General features: G+C 59.6%; 21 protein-coding genes. 11 read left to right on the top strand and 10 right to left on the bottom strand.

All coding sequences use genetic code 11. The features are described 5' to 3' along the window. Positions 1 to 293 precede the first annotated feature (293 nt). On the bottom strand, positions 294 to 1,496 hold the full coding sequence (tyrS, locus tag CUR33_RS02740; protein WP_289238627.1) for a tyrosine--tRNA ligase: 1,203 nt from the start codon (positions 1,494 to 1,496) through the stop codon (positions 294 to 296). Between the two features lie 213 nt (positions 1,497 to 1,709). Between tyrS and CUR33_RS02735 the strand changes: the two genes are divergently transcribed. Together CUR33_RS02735 and CUR33_RS02730 are read left to right on the top strand one after the other, a co-directional pair. Next, on the top strand, positions 1,710 to 3,110 hold the full coding sequence (locus CUR33_RS02735; protein WP_289238626.1) for a peptidoglycan DD-metalloendopeptidase family protein: 1,401 nt from the start codon (positions 1,710 to 1,712) through the stop codon (positions 3,108 to 3,110). A 3-nt stretch (positions 3,111 to 3,113) separates the two neighbouring features. Then, positions 3,114 to 4,205, top strand: a complete 1,092-nt coding sequence (locus CUR33_RS02730) for an anhydro-N-acetylmuramic acid kinase (protein ID WP_289238625.1) — start codon at positions 3,114 to 3,116, stop codon at positions 4,203 to 4,205. 78 nt (positions 4,206 to 4,283) lie between these two features. Here the strand turns inward: CUR33_RS02730 and erpA are convergent, their stop codons facing one another. The 4 genes from erpA to argC all read right to left on the bottom strand — a co-directional run bounded on the left by erpA (position 4,284) and on the right by argC (position 6,896). After that, on the bottom strand, positions 4,284 to 4,634 hold the full coding sequence (gene erpA / locus CUR33_RS02725) for an iron-sulfur cluster insertion protein ErpA (RefSeq protein WP_090256106.1): 351 nt from the start codon (positions 4,632 to 4,634) through the stop codon (positions 4,284 to 4,286). A gap of 76 nt (positions 4,635 to 4,710) precedes the next feature. Further along, complete coding sequence (locus CUR33_RS02720; RefSeq protein WP_289238624.1) at positions 4,711 to 5,121, bottom strand: bactofilin family protein; 411 nt, start codon at positions 5,119 to 5,121, stop codon at positions 4,711 to 4,713. Between the two features lie 9 nt (positions 5,122 to 5,130). After that, positions 5,131 to 5,862 (bottom strand): DUF6776 family protein, encoded by a 732-nt coding sequence (locus CUR33_RS02715; protein ID WP_289238623.1) that lies wholly within the window; start codon positions 5,860 to 5,862, stop codon positions 5,131 to 5,133. Further along, a complete protein-coding gene (gene argC, locus CUR33_RS02710; protein ID WP_289238622.1) occupies positions 5,862 to 6,896 on the bottom strand; it encodes an N-acetyl-gamma-glutamyl-phosphate reductase in 1,035 nt (344 codons plus the stop codon). Before argC ends, CUR33_RS02715 begins: the two co-directional genes overlap by 1 nt. 146 nt (positions 6,897 to 7,042) lie before the next feature. Between argC and hemJ the strand changes: the two genes are divergently transcribed. The 5 genes from hemJ (at position 7,043) to CUR33_RS02685 (ending at position 11,618) form a co-directional block, all read left to right on the top strand. Continuing rightward, complete coding sequence (gene hemJ, locus CUR33_RS02705) at positions 7,043 to 7,471, top strand: protoporphyrinogen oxidase HemJ (protein ID WP_289238621.1); 429 nt, start codon at positions 7,043 to 7,045, stop codon at positions 7,469 to 7,471. A gap of 21 nt (positions 7,472 to 7,492) precedes the next feature. After that, complete coding sequence (locus CUR33_RS02700; RefSeq protein ID WP_289238620.1) at positions 7,493 to 8,455, top strand: NAD(P)H-dependent flavin oxidoreductase; 963 nt, start codon at positions 7,493 to 7,495, stop codon at positions 8,453 to 8,455. Continuing rightward, the gene (locus tag CUR33_RS02695; protein ID WP_289238619.1) at positions 8,452 to 9,714 is read left to right on the top strand and encodes an alanine racemase; all 1,263 of its coding nucleotides are present in this window, start codon (positions 8,452 to 8,454) and stop codon (positions 9,712 to 9,714) included. The genes CUR33_RS02700 and CUR33_RS02695 overlap by 4 nt, the downstream gene beginning before the upstream one ends. A 107-nt stretch (positions 9,715 to 9,821) precedes the next feature. Continuing rightward, positions 9,822 to 10,766, top strand: a complete 945-nt coding sequence (locus CUR33_RS02690) for a DUF805 domain-containing protein (protein ID WP_289238618.1) — start codon at positions 9,822 to 9,824, stop codon at positions 10,764 to 10,766. Between the two features lie 57 nt (positions 10,767 to 10,823). Further along, positions 10,824 to 11,618, top strand: a complete 795-nt coding sequence (locus CUR33_RS02685; protein WP_289238617.1) for an SDR family NAD(P)-dependent oxidoreductase — start codon at positions 10,824 to 10,826, stop codon at positions 11,616 to 11,618. Here CUR33_RS02685 and CUR33_RS02680 read toward each other — a convergent pair whose 3' ends face one another. Further along, positions 11,619 to 13,100, bottom strand: coding sequence for an AAA family ATPase (locus CUR33_RS02680; protein WP_289238616.1), 1,482 nt, complete (start codon positions 13,098 to 13,100; stop codon positions 11,619 to 11,621). It abuts the gene before it with no gap. A gap of 57 nt (positions 13,101 to 13,157) precedes the next feature. Here CUR33_RS02680 and CUR33_RS02675 point away from each other — a divergent pair, with 57 nt between their 5' ends. The 3 genes from CUR33_RS02675 (at position 13,158) to coq7 (ending at position 15,055) form a co-directional block, all read left to right on the top strand. Next, the gene (locus CUR33_RS02675) at positions 13,158 to 13,496 is read left to right on the top strand and encodes a histidine triad nucleotide-binding protein (protein WP_090256097.1); all 339 of its coding nucleotides are present in this window, start codon (positions 13,158 to 13,160) and stop codon (positions 13,494 to 13,496) included. Further along, entirely contained in the window at positions 13,481 to 14,311 is an 831-nt protein-coding gene (locus CUR33_RS02670) for a formylglycine-generating enzyme family protein (protein ID WP_289238615.1), read from the top strand. Before CUR33_RS02675 ends, CUR33_RS02670 begins: the two co-directional genes overlap by 16 nt. 96 nt (positions 14,312 to 14,407) lie before the next feature. Then, positions 14,408 to 15,055, top strand: a complete 648-nt coding sequence (coq7, locus tag CUR33_RS02665) for a 2-polyprenyl-3-methyl-6-methoxy-1,4-benzoquinone monooxygenase (protein ID WP_289238614.1) — start codon at positions 14,408 to 14,410, stop codon at positions 15,053 to 15,055. A 68-nt stretch (positions 15,056 to 15,123) separates the two neighbouring features. Here coq7 and CUR33_RS02660 read toward each other — a convergent pair whose 3' ends face one another. Then, on the bottom strand, positions 15,124 to 15,549 hold the full coding sequence (locus CUR33_RS02660; RefSeq protein WP_160089400.1) for an OsmC family protein: 426 nt from the start codon (positions 15,547 to 15,549) through the stop codon (positions 15,124 to 15,126). Positions 15,550 to 15,779: 230 nt separating this feature from the next. Here CUR33_RS02660 and crp point away from each other — a divergent pair, with 230 nt between their 5' ends. Beyond that, entirely contained in the window at positions 15,780 to 16,424 is a 645-nt protein-coding gene (gene crp, locus CUR33_RS02655) for a cAMP-activated global transcriptional regulator CRP (protein ID WP_090256093.1), read from the top strand. A gap of 63 nt (positions 16,425 to 16,487) precedes the next feature. On the opposite strand, the gene trpC is transcribed toward crp, so the two are convergent. The 3 genes from trpC to CUR33_RS02640 are packed head-to-tail and all read right to left on the bottom strand — an operon-like array spanning position 16,488 to position 18,963. Then, entirely contained in the window at positions 16,488 to 17,324 is an 837-nt protein-coding gene (gene trpC, locus CUR33_RS02650; protein WP_289238613.1) for an indole-3-glycerol phosphate synthase TrpC, read from the bottom strand. Beyond that, a complete protein-coding gene (gene trpD / locus CUR33_RS02645; protein ID WP_289238612.1) occupies positions 17,321 to 18,370 on the bottom strand; it encodes an anthranilate phosphoribosyltransferase in 1,050 nt (349 codons plus the stop codon). Before trpD ends, trpC begins: the two co-directional genes overlap by 4 nt. Continuing rightward, positions 18,370 to 18,963 carry an aminodeoxychorismate/anthranilate synthase component II gene (locus CUR33_RS02640; RefSeq protein WP_090256090.1) on the bottom strand — a complete coding sequence of 198 codons (594 nt, stop codon included), beginning with the start codon at positions 18,961 to 18,963 and terminating at the stop codon, positions 18,370 to 18,372. Before CUR33_RS02640 ends, trpD begins: the two co-directional genes overlap by 1 nt. Positions 18,964 to 18,968: the final 5 nt, after the last annotated feature.

The raw sequence follows: 18,968 nt of genomic DNA, 5'->3' as shown, positions 1-18,968 counted from the left end.
AAACACTACCTCCTGAAGAGGAGGCGCATTCTACGCAGCTTTCGCTGCTTTGCAAGCCCTTTTTAAATCTAACTTCTTGTTTTATAAGAAGTTTAAGGAGCCGCTTACGTCTGAAGAGGTGCGCATTATAGGGACTGGAAAACGAAGGTCAATCGATTATTGCGCTTTTGTTTCAATACCCATGAAATCAAAGGCTACAGCCACACAAACCATCTGCGCGCCGCCTGCAGAAACGACAAAGCCGTTGAAGCTGACGCTTCAACGGCTTTGTCGCACCCACTACACCTAGCGCCTTATGACTCTAGCTTAAGCGTAATGCGCGCAAACGCCTTCTTGCCGGCCTGGCAGACATGTACCGCCCCCACCTTATATATAAAGGAGCGATCCACCACCTCACCATCCACCCGAACACCGCCGGAACCCAAAAGGTCGCGCGCCATAGCAGCGTTCTTCACCAAACCCGCTTTATTAAGGAGCGCAGCAATCGGCATGTCCTCAACAGATAACACCTCGATCTCTGGCAGATCGTCAGGCAGTTCGCCCTCTTTCATGCGATTACCCGCCGAGCGATGAGCACTGAGCGCCGCCTCTTCGCCATGGAAGCGAGCAACGATCTCTTCAGCCAGTTTGATTTTGATGTCACGGGGGTTTGCGCCCTGCTCGACATCACGCTTGAACTGTTCAATCTCGTCCATGGAGCGAAAGCTAAGCAGCTCGAAATAGCGCCACATCAATGCATCCGGCATGGAGACCAGCTTGTTGTACATGACACCAGGCGCTTCTTGGATCCCTATGTAGTTGCCCAATGACTTGGACATCTTCTTCACGCCATCCAACCCTTCAAGCAACGGCATGGTGACGATGCACTGCGACGCCTGACCATAGGAGCGCTGCAACTCGCGCCCCATCAGCAGGTTGAATTTCTGATCCGTGCCACCCAGTTCAATATCCGCCTGCAGCGCAACCGAGTCATACCCCTGAACCAGCGGATAGAGGAACTCGTGGATAGCTATCGGCTGATTGGTCGAGTAGCGCTTACTGAAGTCATCGCGCTCAAGCATGCGCGCCACGGTGTACTGTGAGGTGAGGCGAATGAAATCCGCCGGCCCCATTTTGTCCATCCACGTGGAGTTGAAAGCAACCTCGGTTTTTGCAGGATCAAGAATCTTGAATACTTGGGTTTTATAGGTCTCCGCGTTCTCGAGCACCTGATCACGGGTCAACGGCGGACGGGTGGCACTTTTACCGCTGGGATCACCAATCATTCCCGTGAAATCACCAATCAGGAAGATCACCTGATGGCCTAATTCCTGGAACTGCCGCAGCTTATTAATGAGCACGGTGTGCCCGAGATGCAGATCCGGCGCCGTCGGATCAAAACCGGCCTTAATACGCAGCGGCTGACCACGCTTGAGCTTTTCAATCAGCTCAGCTTCAACCAGAACCTCTTCCGCGCCACGCTTGATCAGCGCCAACTGCTCTTCAACCGACTTCATGACAGGACTCACGACCACTCAAAACAAAAGGGAACCAACCATACAAGATCGCAGACAAATCACAAGTTCTGCCGGCCACCCCACCTACGCTAAGACCGCCTAGCGACAACCGGGGTTGCCTAGCTAGCGATTTGGTTATATTTTATACAGTTACTGCATATTCATCATTTCGTTTATCTATTTCTTTTCATTTTTAAAGTCAAAAAGCCGCCTATGACCTCTCCAACTAAAGCGCCGCCCCTGTACCCGAAAAGCCATATCTTGGCGGCCAGTGGCGTCGCCGCCCTACTGAGCCTAGCCCTACTGGTATTCCCCTCTCGCGAAGTTGAAGCAAAGAAAACCTACCTGAACCTTGAGCTGGACAGCGGCGCTGAATATGCGGAGCTGCAAGACGATGCAGAATCCGCCAACACCCAGGCCCGTCAGTCACCATTCGCCAATACAGCAGCCACCGAGACACCGGACGAACAGCCAACTGCACAGGCTGTAGAACCCGAACAAACTGACCCGCTACACCATATTGTTCGCGTGGAGAACGGTGACACGCTGTCTACCGTGTTCGCCAAAGTAGGCCTGAGTGCGACCACGCTGCACGCCGTGCTCAACAGCAGTAAAGAAGCCAAGCAGCTGACACGCCTCAAAGTAGGTCAGGCACTTGAGTTCAAACTGAGTGAGGACGGCCAACTCGAAAGCCTGCACAGCAAACTCAGCGACCTGGAAAGTATCGCCCTGGCCAAAAATGACAAAGGCTTCAGCTTCAAGCGTGAGCTGGTTAAACCCGAAGTCCAGACTACCTACAGCCACGGCGTGATCAACAGCTCGCTGTTTCTCTCAGCCAAGCGGGCCGGTCTGTCGCACAGCCTGACCATGGATCTGGCCAATGTATTTGGCTACGACATCGACTTCGCCATGGATATTCGCGAAGGTGACGAGTTCGAGCTGATCTACGAGAAGAAAGTAGTCAACGGCAAGCAGGTTGGGACCGGCAACATCCTCTCCGCACGCTTCACCAACCGCGGCAAGACCTATACAGCCGTGCGTTACACCAACAAACAGGGCAATAGCAGCTATTACAACGCCAATGGCGAGAGCATGCGCAAAGCCTTTATCCGCACCCCGGTGGATTTCGCCCGTATTAGCTCACGCTTTTCCACAGGTCGCCGCCACCCAGTGCTGAACAAGATTCGCGCGCACAAAGGTGTGGATTACGCCGCTCCTCGCGGAACCCCTATCAAAGCTGCAGGCGATGGTCGCATCACCCTGGCAGGCCGTCATGGCGGCTACGGCAATGCTGTCATTATCCAGCACGGTCAACGCTACCGTACCTTGTATGCGCACATGAACGGCTTTGCCAAAGGCATCCGCAGCGGTACTAACGTCAAGCAAGGGCAGATCATCGGCTATATCGGCACAACCGGCCTATCGACCGGGCCACATCTGCACTATGAGTTCCAGGTGAATGGCGTTCACGTTGACCCGTTGAGCCAGAAACTGCCAATGGCCGACCCGATTGCCAGCAGCGAAAAAGCCCGCTTCATGCAGCTGAGCAAACCGTTGATGGCGCAAATGGACAAAGAGAAGTCCACGATGCTTGCCCTCAACAATCAGCGGTAAACCATGCCCCTCTATCTCGGTGTGATGTCCGGTACCAGCCTGGACGGTCTGGACATTGCACTGATTGAACAGACACATAGCACTCGCTTAGTCGGTACCCGCTACCTGCCGATGCCTGAAGAGCTGCGCAGCAGCTTACTTAACCTGTGTGCGCCCGGACCAGATGAGTTAGCCCGCGCCGCGATTGCCGAACAGCATTGGGCCACCCTGGCAGCACAGGGCATCAATGACTTACTTGCGCAGCACGAAACGCCCACACACAGCGTTCGCGCCATCGGTAGCCACGGCCAGACCGTGCGCCATGAACCTGCCCGCGGCTTTACAGTCCAGATCGGCAACCCCGCCTTACTTGCGGAGCTGACTGGCATCAGCGTGGTCAGTGACTTTCGCCGCCGCGATGTCGCTGCGGGCGGCCAGGGGGCGCCGCTGGTTCCGGCGTTTCACCAGGCATTGTTCGCGAGCGAAGGCAGCACTCGCGCCATCCTGAACATTGGCGGTTTCAGCAACCTCAGCCTACTTGAACCCGAACGCCCGGTGCATGGTTTCGATTGTGGCCCGGGCAATGTGCTGCTGGACGCCTGGATTCAACGCCACCAAGGCCTGACGTACGACCAAGACGGCCAATGGGCGGCAAGCGGTCAGGTGCAGAAGGCACTTCTGCACGCCCTACTCGGCGACCCCTACTTCCAGACTCAAGGCCCTAAAAGCACGGGGCGCGAGCTATTCAACCTGGCCTGGCTGGATCAGCACCTGCAGAACCAGCCGACGTTTGCTAAGGCTGACGTGCAGGCAACCCTTCTGGAACTGACCGCTATCAGCATTACCGAGGCGCTCAAGGCTGCTCAGCAGCACACCGAGATGCTGCTGGTGTGTGGTGGTGGTGCGCATAACCACACACTGATGCGCCGCATGGCGCAGCTGCTGCCTAATAGCAAGGTGAGCAGCACCGATGCGCATGGCGTGCCCGCAGACTGGGTCGAAGCCATGGCCTTTGCCTGGCTGGCGCACTGCTGCCTGGAAGGCATTCCCGCCAACCGGCCTAGCGTCACCGGCGCTCGCGGCCTGCGGGTGCTTGGTGCGATCTACCCCGCCTAATCACTTTTTCAAATCCACTGCGCGCAGAAACGACAACGCCGTGCATAAGGCACGGCGTTAGCTTGAATAGCCTGTAACTCAGATCGAGAACGAAGAGCCGCAACCGCAGGTAGTGGTGGCGTTCGGGTTGTTGATGACAAATCGCGAACCTTCCAGACCTTCCTGATAATCCACCTCAGCACCTGCCAGGTACTGGAAGCTCATCGGATCGACCACCAGACTCACGCCTTCGCGCTCGATGATGGTGTCATCCTCGGCCACTTCTTCATCGAAGGTGAAGCCGTACTGGAAGCCGGAACAACCGCCTCCCGTTACAAACACGCGCAATTTCAGACGCGGGTTGCCTTCCTCATCGACCAGGCTCTTCACCTTGTTCGCTGCGCCCTGCGTAAATTGCATAGCGCTAGGGGTGAAGGTTTCGACGCTCATGCTGATTAACTCCCGGCGCTACGCGCCATACTGCATTCTGATCGGCATTATCCGCTTACCCGAGAAAAGCGGTCAACTATTGTGCAGCATCCAGCGTTTCTGGTAATTCCAACGGCCGCGCTTCGTCCTGCAAGCGGCAGAGGCGGCCTTCGATCTGCGCACCCATGGCCATTTCCATCAACGCGTAATACAGATTGCCGCGCACTCGCGCTCGCGCGCCCAACTCAAGGTGACCACTGGCGTGCACATCGCCCATCACCTCACCGTCAATCACGATATGGGGGGCGCGAAGCTCACCTTCAACCCGTCCCTGCACACTGACGCGCACCATGCCTTCGCTGGCCACCAGGTTACCGATGACTTTGCCATCGACCTGCACCGCGCCTTGAAAGCGCAAATCGCCATGCAGCTCGGCACCTACCGCAATCAGGCTCGTCTTGCCCGCGAAACGCTGCACGTCGGTACGCGCCTTGTCTTTATTCCACATAAGGAACAGTTACTCCTCTTTGTTCCACTTGAATGTGCGCAGCAGAGGCTTCTCGCCCTGCACCTCGGCACGCACCTTGATCTCGCGCGGGACAAACCCTTCTGGCAACTTTAGCTCGGCAAACCGCCCAGCTTCAGGAATAGCCTGAAAGTGCTTGAACACGAAGATAATAGGCTGCTCAGGCAACGCATCGGGCAGGTCCGCAGACAGCGCAGCCAGTTCGAGCGTAACGTCCTGCTCGCCTTGCTTGCCGACGATCGACACATGCAACTGCCCTTCCAGCGGCGCCTCACCTTTGCCCACGCGACTGAGGAGTATCTTGTAGCGGAAAAGCTCGGGGCTGTCCGTGGCCTGCAGCTCAAAGGCCCGGATGCGCAAACCTTCACGACGACTAGCAGGGGCCAATACACCTTTGTAGAAGGCCAGATCCTGCTGCTGTTTATAGATCTGCTCTTCCAGCAGCTTGATACTCAGCCGGCTCTGCTCGTTGGCCTGCTGGCTGACTTTTTCTGCACTGCTCAATACCGCCACACGCTGCCGCAGCTCTTCGAGGTCACGCAGCAGTTGCTCATCGCGCTCTGATTCGACTGGCTGCCCCACTGTCACGGCAGGTTGCGTGTAATGCTGCCACCAGCTGCCCGCATAAAACGCCAGCGGAATACACAGCACCAGCAGCAGGACGAATACACGCCGGCGCCTGGCGCGCCCGGGATCGCTGAGGCGGACCTCCCAGCCCGCCATCAGGGCAGCATGGCTGCGTGAGATAAGCCCAGGCGCTCATCGAGTCCGAAGAGAATGTTCATGTTCTGCACCGCCTGGCCCGACGCACCTTTGACCAAGTTGTCGATCACCGAGAGCACCACCACTAGGTCGCCATCCTGTGGACGGTGCACGGCGATCCGACAGACGTTGGCACCGCGCACGCTGCGCGTTTCCGGGTGGCTACCAGCGGGCATAACATCAACGAAAGGCTCGTTGGCATAACGCTGCTCGAACAACGCCTGTAGGTCTACCGAGCGGTCGACAACGGTGGCGTAAAGCGTGGCGTGAATACCGCGGATCATCGGCGTCAGGTGCGGCACAAAGGTCAGGCCGACATCCTTACCCGCAGCCCGACGCAGACCCTGGCGGATTTCCGGCAGATGCCGATGACCTTTCACCCCATAAGCCTTCATGCTCTCACCGGCCTCGCTGAACAGCGAACCCACGCTGGCACCGCGCCCGGCACCGCTAACCCCGGATTTGCAGTCAGCAATCACCTGCGTGGTATCAGCCAGCCCGGCCTCAAGCAGCGGAATCAGCGCCAGCTGCGCGGCAGTGGGGTAGCAGCCCGGCACGGCGATTAGACGCGCCTGCTTGATCGCGTCACGGTTAACTTCCGGCAAGCCATACACCGCTTCCGGCAGCAGGTCCGGCGCGCCGTGCGGCTGACCGTACCACTTGGCCCATTCATCGGCGTCCTGCAGGCGGAAGTCGGCGGACAGGTCGATCACCTTGGTGCCGGCGGCCAGCAGCTCACCGGCCAGGGCATGCGCAACACCATGCGGGGTGGCGAAGAACACCACATCGCAGGCGCCCAGGGTAGCAACGTCCGGCACGCTGAACGCCAGGTTGTCGTAATGACCGCGCAGGTTCGGGTACATCTCATCGACACGTATGCCGGCCTCGGAGCGCGAGGTAATCACCTCGACCTGCGCTTGCGGGTGTTGCGCCAACAAACGCAACAGCTCGACACCGGTATACCCCGTGCCGCCGACGATTCCGACCTTGATCATCACTTGCCCCTTTGCAATACCAGCAGTGGAAAGCTGCCGATGATACGGCCGCTTCGGCCAGGGGCCAACACTTGAGCGCGGCATGTGATGACGGAGGCAGTCATGCCCACTACTATCGGGACACTTTCCTGTAACGAGTGCGCACGATGCTCTATCTATGGCTCAAGGCTTTTCACATCATCGCCATGGTCTGCTGGTTCGCCGGCCTGTTTTACCTGCCGCGCCTGTTCGTCTACCACGCTATGAGCACCGATGAAGTCAGCCGCGAACGCTTCTGCATCATGGAGCGCAAGCTCTACCGCGGGATCATGTGGCCATCACTGATTCTCACCGTCGGCCTAGGCCTTTGGCTGCTCAGCCTTAACCCGAGTTACTACTTCAGCCAGGGCTGGATGCACGCCAAGCTAAGCCTGGTGGCGCTGCTGGTGGTCTACCAGTTTATGTGCGGCGCCCAGCTCAAGGCCTTTGCCCGTGGCGAGAACCAACGCGGCCATGTGTTCTACCGCTGGTTCAATGAAGCGCCCGTGCTGGCCTTGCTCGGCATTGTCATTCTGGTCGTGATTCGCCCTTTCTAAATACTCCAAGAGGATTACCGCATGTCGCTTCCGGCCCTGCTTGAACAACGCCTGCGCCTACCCGTCGTCGCGGCGCCGATGTTTCTGGTGTCCAACCCACAACTGGTTCTGGCCTGCTGCAACAGCGGCATCGTCGGCAGCTTTCCGGCGCTCAACCAGCGTGACAGCGGCGGTTTCAAGGCCTGGCTGGAGGAGATTCAGGCGGGCCTCGACGCCAACTCCGCGCCCTATGCGGTCAACCTGATCGTGCACGGCAGCAACCCGCGCCTGCAGGCGGACCTCGCCATCTGCGTTGAACAGTGCGTGCCCATCGTGATTACCAGCCTCGGCGCGGTGAAGGACGTGGTCGATGCGGTGCACAGCTATGGCGGTCTGGTGTTTCACGACGTGACCACTCGCCGGCATGCTGAGAAAGCCGCCGAAGCCGGCGTCGACGGCCTGATCGCGGTAGCCGCTGGCGCAGGCGGACATGCCGGCACCTGGAGCCCGTTTGCGCTGATCGCCGAGATACGCCAGTTCTTCGACAAGACCCTGCTGCTGGCTGGTTGCCTCAATCAGGGCCATGAAGTGCTGGCCGCCCAGCTGCTCGGCGCCGACCTCGCTTACCTTGGCACCCGCCTGATCGCCACCCAGGAAAACGCCGCTTCCGCCGCTTACAAGCAGATGATTCTCGACGCCAAAGCCGCCGACATCATCCACACCCCGGCGGTCTCCGGGGTGCCCGCAAGCTTTATGCGCCAGAGCCTGGAGCTGGCCGGCTACGACCTCAAGCAGCTGCAGAACAAAGGCGAGGTCAACTACGGCGAGAAGCTCAAGCCGATGGACGAAGAAGCCAAGGCCTGGAAAACCGTGTGGTCGGCCGGCCAGGGTGTTGGCACTATCAACGACCTGCCCAGCGTCGAGCAGCTGATCGCCCGCCTCGACAGCGAATACCGGGCCGCCCTCAAGCAAAGCCTGCAGTTGCAACAACGCTGGGCGCGGTGAAGCGACGCAATCTGCTCGGTCTCGGCGCGCTGGGGCTGTTAGGTGGCTGGGCGCTGCGCCCGGGCGATCTCGGCCTGCCGCACGCGCCCTACTTTGCAGCACTCAACCAGTTACTGCGGCGTGCCGGCACTGGACTGCCGCTGCTGGTGGTAGACCTGGAACGCCTCGATCAGAACGCCGACCTGCTTGCTAGCCAACTCGGTCAGCAACTGCCACTGCGCCTAGTGGCCAAATCACTGGCCTCCACCGGGCTGCTCGACTACCTAGCAAAGAAGCTCAGCACGCAGCGTTTTATGGTGTTCCACCAGCCACAGATCAATCAGCTGGCAGTCAACTTCCCCCAGTCCGACCTGCTGCTCGGCAAACCCTTGCCCAGCGCCGCGGCCCTGAGTTTCTACCAGCAACTGCCACAAGGCAGCGGCTTTGTCCCGGCTGAGCAGCTGACCTGGCTGATCGACAGCCAAAACCGTCTGCAGGAATACGCCGCACTGGCCAACGCCCTCAACCAACCGCTACAGATTGCCTTTGAAATCGACATCGGCCTGGCACGTGGCGGTTTTGCGACGCCCGCAGAACTTGGCGCCGCACTCACCTGGCTGCGTAATACACCCAATCGGCTACGCATACGCGGCCTGATGGGCTATGACGCGCACCTCGCCCATACGCCGTTCTGGACAGACCCAACCAGCGCCTTTACCCAGAACGCCGCACGCTACCGCGCATTTATCACCAGCGCCGCCGCATTCAGCGAGCTATGGCCGCAACAACCGCTGCTCAATGGCGCTGGCAGCCTGACCTATGCCCTGCACACCCAGCTCGATACGCCGCTGAATGAAGTCGCAGTCGGCTCCGCACTGCTCAAACCCAGTGATTTCGACAGCGACCTGCTGGCCGCCCAACAAGCCGCCCTGTGGATTGCCAGCCCGGTGCTCAAAGCGTTACCCGGGCAGCTACCGTTTCTCGACGGCTCACAGCAACTGCTGCAGTGCTGGAATCCCAATCGCCAGCAGGCTTACTACCTGTATGGCGGGCAATGGCCAGCAACTCCGGTATCCCCGGCGGGGCTCAGTTATGACTCACTGTATGGACGCAGCGCCAACCAGGAACGCCTGATCGGCTCAGCCGGCACAGGCTTACAGGTCGACGACTGGGTGTTTCTCCGCCCACAGCGCTCGGAGGGCCTGTTCGAGTTATTCAACCAACTCGTTCTTCTGCGCAACGGCCGCTTGGTAGGCAGCTGGTCCGCCAGCAGAGCGTGAAGCGCCTCTAGACCCAGGCACATTTGCGCGCAGGCGGCTTGTTTACTGGCCTGCAGGCCGGCTAGTCTGTAGCGCAACTCTACCCTGGCACCGACAAGGACGCCGACATGACCCAAGCCCGCTTCAAGATTGTGTTTAACGGCGAGTTGATGCCTGACGTCAGCCTGGAAACAGCCAAAGAAAACCTCGCACGCCTGTTCAAGAGCGACCTGACCCGGATCAACTCGCTGTTTAGCGGCGGCAATGTCGATATCAAGCGCGACCTCAGCGAAAACGAGGCAGACCAGTACCTCAAGGCACTGCAGAGCGCCGGGGCCAAAGTGCGCAAGGAACAGGACCTGGCCGCCAGCCTGAGCCTGGTGGAAACCGATGATCATCGTACGGAAAGCAGCGAAGCCGAAAGCAACGTACTGATGACATGCCCAAAGTGCGGTCACCAGCAAAGCAAAGCCATCGAATGCTCGGCCTGCGGCATTGTTATCGAGAAATTTATCGCCCGCCAGGCCATGCTCGCAGAAAACCCGCCTGAAGTGGTCAGCGCGGCAGCCACGCCCTACGCCACACCGAAAGCAGCAGTAGCAGAAGCCCTGCCGGAGTTCGGCGAGCTCAAGGCTTTTACCACCGACGGGCGCATCGGTCGTTTGCGCTACCTGGCCTGGTCGATGGTGCTGATGCTGGCCTGCTTGCCGTTGTTCGGCATCGCCGGTGGGTTCTTCGCCGCATCGGAGATTCTCGGCGGTCTGCTGATGGTGGTCGTGGGTATCGCCGTGGCGGTAGTCGGCATCATGTTCGGTGTGCAACGGCTGCATGACATCGGCTGGTCGGGCTGGCTGCTGCTGGTCACCCTGGTGCCGATTGTCGGCGGCGTATTCTCCTTGCTGATGTTTATCATCCCCGGCAGCACCGCCGCTAACCGCTTTGGTCCGCCGCCACCGCCGAATAGCCGCGCGGTGAAAGTCCTCGCCCTGCTCTGGGTGGCCATCATCGTCATCGGTATTGTTGCGGCCATCGCCCTGCCTGCCTATATGGGCTACGCCGACGCTGGTCTGTAACCCACTCGCAACCTTGCGCGGTACATGGGGTCGAAAGGCCCCATCACGGAGAACCCTATGACCCGTTACGCGCTTATTACCGGAGCCTCCAGCGGTATTGGCTTGGCCCTGGCTGAAGCACTGGCTCGACGTGGCCGCAATCTGATTCTGGTGGCGCGCCAGCGCGACGCGCTGGAAAGCATTGCCTGCGAACTGACTCAACGCTTTTCCGTGGAAGTGCTGTTTCGCGTCTGCGACCTTAGCCAGCCACTGCAGGTCAGCGGTCTGCTGCATGAGCTGGAGCAAGGCGAACGCACCATCGACCTGCTGGTAAACAACGCCGGTGTTGGCACCTCGGGTGCCTACGTGGCCCAGGATTGGGCTCGCGAGCAACAGCTGATCGAACTGAATATCCTGGCACTCGCCCGCCTGTGCCACGCCATCGGCACTATCATGGCCGGCCAGGGCAGCGGACAGATTCTCAACGTCGCATCGGTCGCCGGCTTTCAGCCAGGACCAGGCATGAGCAACTACTACGCGAGCAAGGCCTATGTGCTGCACTTCTCCGAAGGCCTGCGCGAAGAGCTTAAAGCGTATGGCGTCAAAGTCTCCGTACTCTGCCCGGGACCAACCCGCAGTGCGTTTTTCCGCACTGCACAGATGGATATACAGGCCCTGCAGGGCGGCAAGCTGATGATGAATGCCGAGGAAGTGGCCCTGATCACCGTCAAGGCGCTGGAGAAGAACCGCGCGATCATCATCCCGGGCTGGCGCAATCGCCTGATTGCGCTCAGCCCTAGATTAGGACCGCGCTGGCTGGTACGGCGCATCAGCGCACGGCTCAATCGCCAGTTTGGCAAGCCGGTTAGGTAGCTAGCCGGCGTTGACCGTGCGTCCGTCCGCCCAGGCACGCAGGGCCGCCAGGTCTTCAGCCATCACCACCGACAGCGGCGCGGTGCTTTGAATGCTCTGCAGCAGCAACGCCTGATTGACCGTTTGTTGCTGGGCTTGCGCGGCATACAGGGCACTGACCACCGCCTGCTCGATCTCCGCACCGGAAAAGCCATCACAAGCGGCGGCCAGCTGGCTCAGATCAAACCCCGCCACATCCAGCTCACGCCGCGCCAGGTGAATACGGAAGATGTCGGCCCGCACCTCCGCGTCCGGCAAATCGACAAAGAACAGCTCATCGAAACGGCCCTTGCGCACCAGCTCCGGTGGTAGCCGCGAGATGACGTTAGCGGTCGCCACCATAAACACCGGTGCCTTGCGCTCGGCCATCCAGGTCAATAGGGTGCCGAGTACGCGCTGGCTGACGCCACCATCGTGATCACCACTGGCCAGGCCTTTCTCGATCTCGTCTATCCACAGCACACAGGGCGCCATCTGCTCGGCGAGCTTCAAGGCTTCACGCAGGTTGCGCTCGGTCTCGCCGAAGAATTTGTTGTACAGGCAGGCAAAATCCAGACGCAGCAGAGGCAAGCCCCACAGACCCGCGATGGCCTTGGCGGCCAGACTCTTGCCGCCGCCCTGCACACCCACCAACAGCACGCCTTTGGGCAAATCGACGCCTTTACCTTCAAGAAAAATGCTCTGCCGGTCACCCAACCAGCGCTTGAGGTTGCTCAGCCCACCAACCTCGGCGAAACGCGCGGTGTCGTACTCGAAACTCAACACACCATCGAGATCGAGCAACTTGAATTTGGTCTTGTTCAGCTCCGGCAGGTCTTCCTGGGTAATAGCGCCGTCATCGCAGATTACATTGCGCGCCAGCGCACGGGCTTCGGCATGGCTGAGACCACGGAGGTTTTTCACCACTTGCTGCAAGGTGCGGTTATCGGTGCGCACCCGGGCATTGCAGTTGCGCGCACTCCAGCCGGTGGCTTCCTCGCGCACGATGGCCAGCAACTCCTCCTCGGAAGGCAGAGACAGGCTGAAGCGTGAGGCGTATCGCTGCACCTCAGGCGGCAACTTGCAGGCATGGGACACCAGCACCAGCGTCGGCTTGCTGGGCTCCTCACTCATGGCTATTTCCTTGAGCAGGCGCACCAGTTTGGGGTTGTCGTCTAGAAACGGATGCAGATCGCACAACACATACAGCGTCGGCTGCGTGTCCGCTTTGATCAGACGCAGCGCAGTTTCCGGCTCCAGGGTGGCGCTGTCGACCGGTTCCTGAATGGAATAGCCCACACGCTGCAAACCCTCGGTCACCGACCACACCTGCAAACCAAGGCTGCGGCGCACGGCCAAGCTGGTCAGGGTTTCCAGCACCCGCGGCTCATCCCAGGATTCGATCAGCACCAGTTTGGTCTTGGAGTCCAGTACCAAGCCCAAATCATGAATATCGTTTTTCACCCACGCTCCTTGTCCACTAAACTCGGGCCTCTTTAAATACCGGCCGGGAGACTGTCCATGGACTGTCTATTTTGCAAGATCGTCGCTGGTGAAATACCGGCGCGCAAGCTTTATGAAGATGATCAGGTGATTGCCTTTCACGATATCGGCCCGCAGGCACCAGTGCACTTTCTGGTTATCCCGAAAAAACACATCAGCACCCTCAATGATCTGAGCGAGGCAGACAAGCCGCTGGCTGGGCATATCCTCTTTACCGCGCAGCGCCTGGCCAAGGAGCAAGGCTGCGAGGAAGGCTTTCGCGTGGTGATGAACTGCAATGACCTGGGCGGCCAGACGGTGCACCACATCCATATGCACGTGCTGGGTCAGCGGCAGATGGCATGGCCACCGGGTTGAGTCGTTCCTTACTCGGCGCACTGACCGTGCTCGCCCTGCTGGTCATCAACACTGCGCAGGCACATACGGTTGGCAGCGTATTCAGCGACGCCTTACCCAAGGGCCAGCAAGGGCCACAGTTGGTGGTGGTGCCTGCCGGGCGCTATCTGCTCGGTGATCACAGTGGCCGCGGCAACCATAACGAACGCCCGCTGACTCCGATCGAAATTTCTCAGCCATTTGCCATCGGTCGTTATGAGGTGACGTTCAGCGACTGGCAGCAGTATGCCGAGGCCACCGCGACGCCAATGCCAGATAACGAAGGCTGGGGCCTGTCAGCGCAGCGGCCGGTAATCCATGTGTCCTGGCATCAGGCCGCGGCCTACAGCCAATGGCTCTCAAAGGTCACCGGCCAGCGCTACCGTTTGCCCACCGAAGCCGAATGGGAATATGCCGCCCGCGCCGGCAGCACCAGCTATTACTGGTGGGGCGAGCAGCTCGACAGCCCAGAAAATCGGCCGCGTGCGCATTGCCGTGGCTGCGCCACCTCACGGCTGATCCAGAGCAAGACCGAACGTGTCGGCCAGTTCGCCGCCAATGCCTTCGGCCTGCATGACACTGCCGGCAATGTCTGGGAGTGGACCGCTTCGCGCTTCGCCAGCCCGTTCGATGGCAGTGAGCAACGCAGCGCCGGTTTAATGGATCAGAGCCCGCGAGCAGTTCGTGGCGGCGCCTGGAACAGTGGCCCAACCTACCTGCGCAGCAGCCAACGCGACATGAAGCAGCCCCAGCACAAGGACTACGCTCTGGGTTTTCGCGTGCTGCGCGAACTCTAATGGCGCCGACGTGCGGCAAGGCTGCGACGAAACGTCAACAGACCTTCTCCCGCGCGTGGAGTAAACTGAACGCCGTCATCATCGCCGGAGGTCCTTATGGCCAGCGAACGTCACTTCTCACCCGTTGATCGCCTGCTGCTGCAAGCCGATGCCGCCCTGCGCACGTTGCTGCCCTTTAGCGGTCAACCGACGCGGCCATCGCCGGCCATCGTGCAACCGGAAAGCGAGCTGGATGAGCAGCAAGCACAACACATCGCGGGCTTGATGCGTATCAACCACACGGGCGAAGTCTGCGCTCAGGCGCTCTATCAGGGCCAGGCGCTGACTGCCAAACTGCCGCAGGTGCGCCAGGCCATGGAGCATGCGGCTGATGAAGAAATCGACCACCTGGCCTGGTGCGAACAGCGCATCCGTCAGCTGGGCAGCCAACCGAGCATCCTCAATCCGCTGTTCTACGGTCTGTCCTTCGGCGTCGGCGCTGCGGCTGGCCTGATCAGCGACCGGGTCAGCCTGGGTTTTGTCGCCGCCACCGAAGATCAGGTGGTCAAGCACCTCGACGACCACCTGCAGCAGCTGCCTCAGGAAGACCAGAAATCCCGCGCGATACTCGAACAGATGCGCGCCGATGAAGAACAACATGCCTGCAACGCTCTTGAGGCCGGCGGCCTGCGCTTCCCGGCGCCGGTGAAGTTCGGCATGAGTCTGTTGGCCAAGGTGATGACCAGCACCACCTACCGCGTATAAGGCTGAATCGGCGGCACAAAAAAGGGCACTGATGTGCCCTTTTGCATCAACGGCGTTATCGCAGCAGGCTACTCGCCCAACTCGATAATTTCGTAGTCATGGGTGATTTCAACCCCGCCGCGGCCCAGCATGATTGAAGCGGAGCAGTACTTCTCGGCGGACAGCTCCACCGCACGTTTCACCTGAGCCTCCTTCAAACCGCGGCCCTTGACCACGAAATGCAGGTGAATCTTGGTAAACACCTTGGGTTCTTCCGTGGCGCGTTCAGCTTCCAGAAAGGCTTCGCAGCTCTCGACCGCCTGGCGGGATTTTTTCAGGATGCTGACCACATCGAAGTTGCTGCAGCCGCCCAGGCCGATCAACACCATTTCCATCGGGCGCACGCCCAGGTTGCGTCCACCGCTCTCCGGCGGGCCATCCATCACCACTGCATGGCCGCTGCCTGACTCTCCGATAAACAGGGCTTCACCGGCCCACTGAATACGCGCTTTCATTACCCAGGCTCCGCTGTTAAAAAGGGAGGCAGCTTAGCACAGCGCTTTTACTCGCCACCCAGCAGTCAGCGTGTAAAAAGTTCCGGGCTGAATGTTAGCCAGGTCGCAAAACAGGACCTCGCTACAGAGGGTTTGTTAAGCTGGCGCCTGATTACTGGCACACTTGTACGGATAACTATTATTAGAACTAGCCGCACAACGGCTCACCTTTATACATTCGGGATTCGGGCATGGTAGCTATTACCCTTACACCTAAAATAAAAAATCTCGACAAGCTTCTCGCACATTGCCACCGCCGTCGTTATACCGCCAAAAGCACCATTATCTACGCGGGCGATCGCTGCGAAACGCTGTTCTTCATCGTCAAAGGGTCGGTCACTATCCTGATCGAAGACGATGATGGTCGTGAAATGATCATTGCTTACCTCAACTCCGGCGACTTTTTCGGAGAAATGGGCCTGTTCGAGAAGGACGGAGCCGAGAAAGAACGCAGTGCCTGGGTGCGCGCCAAGACTGAGTGCGAGGTGGCGGAGCTGAGCTACGCCAAATTCCGCGAACTCACCCAACAAGACCCGGACATTCTCTACGCCCTGGGCAGCCAGATGGCTGAACGCCTGCGCAACACCACGCGCAAAGTGGGCGACTTGGCCTTTCTGGATGTCACCGGTCGTGTTGCGCGCACCCTGCTCGACCTGTGCAAGCAACCCGACGCCATGACTCACCCGGACGGCATGCAGATCAAAATCACCCGTCAGGAAATCGGCCGTATCGTCGGCTGCTCGCGTGAGATGGTCGGCCGCGTGCTCAAGGCTCTGGAAGAACAGGGCCTGGTCAACGTCAAAGGCAAGACCATGGTGGTGTTCGGTACACGCTGAGTACCAAAGCTGCAGCCATAAAAAAGCCGACGCATGCGTCGGCTTTTTTATGGCTTGATGATTTCAGTCCACGTCAGGAGCCGCGATCACTCGCTTGCGCTCCGGAAAAAACAGACGTTCTAGCTCAGCCCCTGGATTGTCGGCACGCATAAATGCCTCGCCAACCAGGAAGGCAAACACCTCACTGATTTCCATCAACTCGACATCGGCACGGTTGAGGATGCCGCTCTCGGTGACCACCAGGCGGTCACGCGGAATGCGGGGCAGCAGGTCGAGGGTGGTTTCCAGACTCAACTCGAAGGTATGCAGGTTGCGGTTGTTGATCCCCACCAGCGGCGTATCCAGGGTTTTCAGCGCCCGCTCCAGCTCATCGCCGTCGTGCACTTCCACCAGCACATCAAGATCGAAGGCTTTAGCCGTCGCGGCCAGCTCGGCCATCTGCGCGTCGTCCAGGGCCGAGACGATCAACAGCACACAGTCGGCACCCAAGGCACGGGCTTCAACGATCTGGTACGGATCAATCATGAAATCCTTGCGAATCACCGGCAGTGAACACGCCCCACGGGCTTCCTGCAGGTAACGATCCGCGCCCTGAAAGAAATCGATATCGGTCAGCACTGACAGGCAGGTGGCGCCACCGGCCTGATAACTCTCGGCAATCTCGGCTGGCACGAACTGCTCGCGCAGCACGCCCTTGCTCGGCGAGGCTTTTTTGATTTCAGCGATCACCGCCGGCTGCTTGCGCTTGGCCTGGCTTATCAGCGCCTCGGCAAAGCCGCGCACCGGATCGGCAGCACGGGCTTGCTGCTCAAGCTCGGCCAGCGAAACAACGGCGCGGCGTGCGGCGACTTCTTCAGCCTTACGCGCGAGAATCTTCTCCAGAACGGTTGGAATACTCACCCGGCATTCTCCTCTTTGAATACAGCGGTAAAGGACACCAACTCCTGCAATTTTTCCCAGGCCAGGCCAGTGTGCAAGGCGTCATGGGCCAGCTGCACACCCTGCTTGAGGCTGCTCGCCAGGTCCGCCGCATACAGCGCCGCACCGGCATTCAGGGCAATCATGTCGGCCGCTTTCTGCCCGGCTTCGCTCTTACGCTTCGTCAGGGCATCACGAATCAGTGCCAACGAGGCCTCCGGACTTTCCACCGCCAGGCCGACCAAACTCTGGCTCTTCAGCCCGAGGTCCTCCGGCAGCACTTCGTATTCGGTGATCTGGCCGTCCTTCAGCTCAGCGACATGGGTCGCCGACGCCAGACTGAATTCATCCAGGCCATCACGCGAATGCACCACCAGGATGTGTTGGCTGCCGAGGCGCTTGAGTACTTCGGCCAGCGGCCGGCACAGCGCCTGGCTGAAAACGCCCACCACCTGATGCTTGACCCCGGCCGGATTGGTCAGCGGGCCGAGCATATTGAAGAGGGTGCGCAGGCCCAGCTCACGACGTGGCACGGCGGCATATTTCATCGCCGAGTGATGCACCTGGGCAAACATAAAGCCGACCCCGACGCTCTCGATACAGCGTGCCACCTGCACAGGCGTCAGACTCAGGTAGATCCCTGCAGTCTCCAGCAGATCAGCACTGCCGCTCTTGCCAGAAACCGCACGATTTCCGTGTTTGGCCACCTTGCCGCCTGCAGCCGCAACCACAAAGCTTGCCGCCGTGGAGACGTTGAAAATATTCGCGCCATCGCCACCGGTGCCGACCACATCCACCACATGATCGAGGGTCTGCAAGTGCACATGGCTGGCCAGCTCACGCATGACCGAAACGGCACCGACGATCTCGTCGATGGTCTCGCTTTTCATGCGCATGCCCATCAGAAAGGCGCCGATCTGCGCATCCGTGCACTGGCCCGTCATGATTTCGCGCATGACGTCCTGCATTTCTTCGGTGCTCAGGTCGAGCTGGTTGACCACTCGATTGAGGGCTTCCTTGATGTTCATCAGCGCTGGCCTCCTTGTTGTTTGAGGAAGTTGGCAAACAGCTCGTGGCCCTGTTCGGTGAGGATCGACTCCGGGTGGAACTGCACGCCCTCAATATGCAGGGTCTTGTGCCGCAGGCCCATGATCTCATCTACCGAACCATCTTCATGCTGTGTCCAGGCGGTGATTTCCAGGCAGTCCGGCAAGGTTTCGCGCTTGACCACCAGGGAATGATAGCGGGTCACTGTCAACGGGTTGTTCAGGCCGGCAAAGACGCCCAGATCGCGGTGAAACACCGGGCTGGTCTTGCCATGCATCACCTGGCGCGCACGCACGACATCGCCGCCGAAAGCCTGGCCGATGCTCTGGTGGCCCAGGCACACACCGAGAATCGGCAGCTTGCCGGCGAAATGCATAATGGCCTCAATGGACACCCCAGCTTCGGTCGGCGTGCACGGCCCCGGCGAGACCACGATGCGCTCAGGTTTAAGCGCCTCGATCTCGGCAATCGACAGTTCATCATTGCGGATCACATGCACGTCTGCGCCCAGCTCGCCCAGGTACTGCACCACGTTGTAGGTAAAGGAGTCGTAGTTATCGATCATCAAAAGCATGGCGG

It is taken from the genome of Pseudomonas sp. FEMGT703P (assembly GCF_002786345.1).
In the GTDB taxonomy this organism is placed as follows: Bacteria; Pseudomonadota; Gammaproteobacteria; order Pseudomonadales; family Pseudomonadaceae; genus Aquipseudomonas; species Aquipseudomonas peli.
The sequence above is the reverse complement of the archived record's forward strand: the minus strand, read 5'-3'. Positions and strand labels throughout refer to the sequence as shown.